The 3180-nt window shown below is 45.2% G+C and carries 6 protein-coding genes and 1 pseudogene; 1 reads left to right on the forward strand and 6 read right to left on the reverse strand.

What is annotated here, in order from left to right; translation table 11 throughout:
• Window positions 1–85 (reverse strand): annotated as a pseudogene (locus Xinn_RS20295) (IS5/IS1182 family transposase); the annotation flags it as partial.
• Between the two features lie 12 nt (window positions 86–97).
• Here Xinn_RS20295 and Xinn_RS20300 point away from each other — a divergent pair.
• Complete coding sequence (locus tag Xinn_RS20300; protein WP_280176157.1) at window positions 98–481, forward strand: transposase; 384 nt, start codon at window positions 98–100, stop codon at window positions 479–481.
• Between the two features lie 91 nt (window positions 482–572).
• On the opposite strand, the gene Xinn_RS20305 is transcribed toward Xinn_RS20300, so the two are convergent.
• The 5 genes from Xinn_RS20305 to Xinn_RS20320 form a co-directional block, all read right to left on the reverse strand.
• The gene (locus Xinn_RS20305) at window positions 573–1025 is read right to left on the reverse strand and encodes a lysis protein (RefSeq protein ID WP_086954438.1); all 453 of its coding nucleotides are present in this window, start codon (window positions 1023–1025) and stop codon (window positions 573–575) included.
• Window positions 1013–1156: a hypothetical protein gene (locus Xinn_RS22280; RefSeq protein WP_169923639.1), complete on the reverse strand. Its 144-nt coding sequence runs from the start codon at window positions 1154–1156 to the stop codon at window positions 1013–1015. The genes Xinn_RS20305 and Xinn_RS22280 overlap by 13 nt, the downstream gene beginning before the upstream one ends.
• A complete protein-coding gene (locus Xinn_RS20310; RefSeq protein ID WP_086954439.1) occupies window positions 1149–1685 on the reverse strand; it encodes a lysozyme in 537 nt (178 codons plus the stop codon). Before Xinn_RS20310 ends, Xinn_RS22280 begins: the two co-directional genes overlap by 8 nt.
• The gene (locus Xinn_RS20315) at window positions 1669–1851 is read right to left on the reverse strand and encodes a phage holin family protein (RefSeq protein WP_086954440.1); all 183 of its coding nucleotides are present in this window, start codon (window positions 1849–1851) and stop codon (window positions 1669–1671) included. The genes Xinn_RS20310 and Xinn_RS20315 overlap by 17 nt, the downstream gene beginning before the upstream one ends.
• Before the next feature lie 178 nt (window positions 1852–2029).
• Window positions 2030–2767, reverse strand: coding sequence for a Thoeris anti-defense Tad2 family protein (locus Xinn_RS20320; protein ID WP_086954441.1), 738 nt, complete (start codon window positions 2765–2767; stop codon window positions 2030–2032).
• Between the last annotated feature and the right edge of the window lie 413 nt (window positions 2768–3180).

Consider the following 3180-nt stretch of genomic DNA (forward strand, 5'->3'; position numbering starts at 1 on the left):
CGCCTTTTCGACCCGGTAAGTGGGGCTCAAGTAAATTCCAGACATGATCGGAAATATCGTGACGGCGGTATGCAGGTGTGCTCATGGTTAGTTCACTCTGTTTATGGAATGCAAATCTTATTATCGCACAAAGTCACTTATGACGACGCTATCTAGGGAAACCTATCCCTTCCAACAAAAAGTGCATATTATTTTGGATGGTGCAGGTTATCACCGCGCTGAATTAGTGAAATCAGCGGCTCAAGAGCTGAATATTCAATTGCATTACTTGCCCCCCTACAGCCCTAATCTCAACCCCATTGAACGATTATGGAAGTACACGAATGAGCAAATACGCAACAATGTCTATTTCCCGGATGCAAAAACGTTTCGGGGAACACTTCGACATTTTTATCATGTCACCTTGCCAACAAAAGCACAGGAATTGGCTACCCGACTGACTGATCATTTCCAGCGATTAAAACCTGCATCTTCAAGTTAATTGCGTATAGATGATCTGATTAACCCTCACAGAAGACCCAGCCCGGGCCGTTAAAATGCGTCATTTCGCCATTAGCTCCTAGACTTTATGCTTAGGGGTAATGGCACTGCTCCCTAACATACTCCTGTAACCCTTGAATCATTTGTTCTGAGGTGGCAATTCGTTCTCTGAGTAACCAATAATTTCGGATAGCGGCGTCTGTAGGTCGGGCGGTGGCTGCATCATCCATGCCGGAGCTGGCAACGGTTTTAGACACGGGACACTTGGCTTGGATGTACACCCGTTCAGGATGAGCAAGAGAAGCAGAGTGCAACCGGTCAATTTCAGTCTTGGCATGGGCGAGTTCCTGCGTGTGCTTACTATCCAGTTCATGCAGCATGTCAATGTGCGTGTTCTGGTAGTTGATGGTGTCCGTCAGTTGCTGGATTGTGGTTGCTTGCTCTTGGTTGGCTTTAAGCTGTTTCCCATACTTCGAGTGGTAGTGATGTGCTGCAAATGAAGCACCAGATAGAGCGATAATCAGAGCAATTATCAGCTTTCCCATAGCTGATATATCCACTCAATTAACGACAGCAACACTCCACTAACCAAAAACCACTTCCAGCCATTCAACCCTAAAACAGTCAGCATGAATGCCGCCAAAAACATCATTGCAGCCAGATAATGTCTATTCATCCAACCCCCAACAGGTTAGTTCCGATTCCTGAGCACGTCGTTCTACCTGACCGTAACAGCCATTGGCTTGGCCTTGGGTCTGTCGGCAATCTCTGCCACCGTCAAATATCCAGCGTTTGATTTCCTGACAAGCCCCTTGCCTATCACCCGCATTCAGTTTCCGGTAGAACGTGGAAGAGAAGCATTTACCGGGGCCGATGTTGTACGGGCAGAAACTGGCAATGCCTGCTATCTGCGGTTCAGTCAGTGGCACGTTGATATGACTTCTGACCCATGCAATGGCCTGCTCCACTTCTTTGGCATTGAGGTCACGGCACTGGTTCGGGGTCAATCGCATACCCTGACGAACGGGAGCGCCATCAATTCGGGTTACACCCCGACAGATTGTCCAGATGCCGCCTGCGTCCCGATACGCCGATAATCGGTTACCCTCTTTTTCATCCAAAAACTGAGAAAGAATGGCGGTCGCCCCTGCACCGGAAAGCACCAGACCGATAACGGCAGCACTTAACTTACTCGTCTTTTTCATGGCGGTTGAATTCCCGGTGCTTGTAGTACCAGTTCACGGCAAACGTGCCGATGGTACAGATAATGCCAATGACGATAGCCCAGTCGCTTAATGACAGCGCACCCAGCATCGCGGTAAATGCACCCCATGTGTATGCCGTGGGGCTGGTGTATTTATCCATAGTCATAATCCCCCATCAGGACAATGGGTGTCCGTGGGGTGAGTTATGATCGCCCCTGTGAGTTAAAGTTAATAGGATGCCAGCCGCAACTCGTGTATACGGAGATGATTAAAGTGATTGCAGTGGCAAATACGAAAAAGGCCACGCAAATAGCGCAGCCTTGAATTTAGGGTATAGATTAGGATTATCTCCAGTCGAAGCAAAAAGACAGTGTTTTACCTACATTTTGTTTCAATAGGTCACCTAATTTTCGTGCATCACGGTGGATGTACTGTCCGGTAAACTCATAGGCTTCCTGACCATATAGCGTGTAATTTCCACTACTACTACCAAGATGGTAAGGTATTCCTGCAACCGTTACAGTGAGATATTTTGCAAATAAATCTACTATCTTCTGATAGGCTTCTCCATTGGTATCAGAGGAGACTCTAATTAGTACATCACTATTATGTTCACCCCATATGAAAAGTGAAAATTTATTAATATCAGTTTTGTTTTGGAGGTTAGTTAATGTACCGAAAGGAAGTATCCCCTCCGTACCCATATTTGCCCATTCATCGTCACCAAGATACCCCCAGTTATCAGAAGCATGACCCACCTTAAGATCAAAAGACAGCATGCCTTCAATGGGTTTTAATTCCCAATCACAAGCCATCAAGTCGTCGGGGGTGGGTTGCCAATGTGATGAACCATATTTATCGTGTTTTTCAATATGCGAAGCACTTTTAGGACTTTTAACAGTTAGTCCTATATACTCTCTAGACGTTTCCCATTTACTACGAACAACTACCTCTCCCATATATACTTGAATTATTGCCCATGGTAGAGAACCAATAGGTGCTACCACATCATTATCATTATTCTTGTATTTATCAAGATCAAACGGGCATTGTTTATCATCCAGCTTATTAACGTCAGACATAAATTCCTCACTTTATTATTCGTTAAAGGTCATTTCAGCCTACGGCTAACTAGCCCGTTAATATTACTGGGATCAGGCTGCTATCTCTATTGAATAACCCGTAACAGAATGAATACGCATTAAAATAAGGTGGCTTATTATAAAATCTGTCTGTTAGTCGAGTACGCAATTTAGTGAGGTGTAAACTCAACGTTTACTACTGACAGAAAATATTTCGTTGATCTCCAGTTCGGTCTGCTTAAACCGTTCTTCTTCCAGTTCAACGCCTAGTACTACAGTCGTAACTGTTCTGTAATCATAAGGTTATCCCGGCGCCGATAATGACATTGTTGGGCGGAGTATTGATGTCGTCGTCGCCAACATGACCAATGTAAAACCTGTTCGACAGTCTCTCCGGCCTTTTCCATCAATTT

This window comes from Xenorhabdus innexi, from assembly GCF_002632485.1.
GTDB classification, from domain to species: Bacteria; Pseudomonadota; Gammaproteobacteria; order Enterobacterales; family Enterobacteriaceae; genus Xenorhabdus; species Xenorhabdus innexi.

Coding starts and splice junctions, on each gene's coding strand:
- Xinn_RS20305 (WP_086954438.1), bottom strand. CDS start 1,025: ATGGGAAAGCTGATAATTGCTCTGATTATCGCTCTATCTGGTGCTTCA.
- Xinn_RS22280 (WP_169923639.1), bottom strand. CDS start 1,156: ATGAATAGACATTATCTGGCTGCAATGATGTTTTTGGCGGCATTCATG.
- Xinn_RS20310 (WP_086954439.1), bottom strand. CDS start 1,685: ATGAAAAAGACGAGTAAGTTAAGTGCTGCCGTTATCGGTCTGGTGCTT.
- Xinn_RS20315 (WP_086954440.1), bottom strand. CDS start 1,851: ATGACTATGGATAAATACACCAGCCCCACGGCATACACATGGGGTGCA.
- Xinn_RS20320 (WP_086954441.1), bottom strand. CDS start 2,767: ATGTCTGACGTTAATAAGCTGGATGATAAACAATGCCCGTTTGATCTT.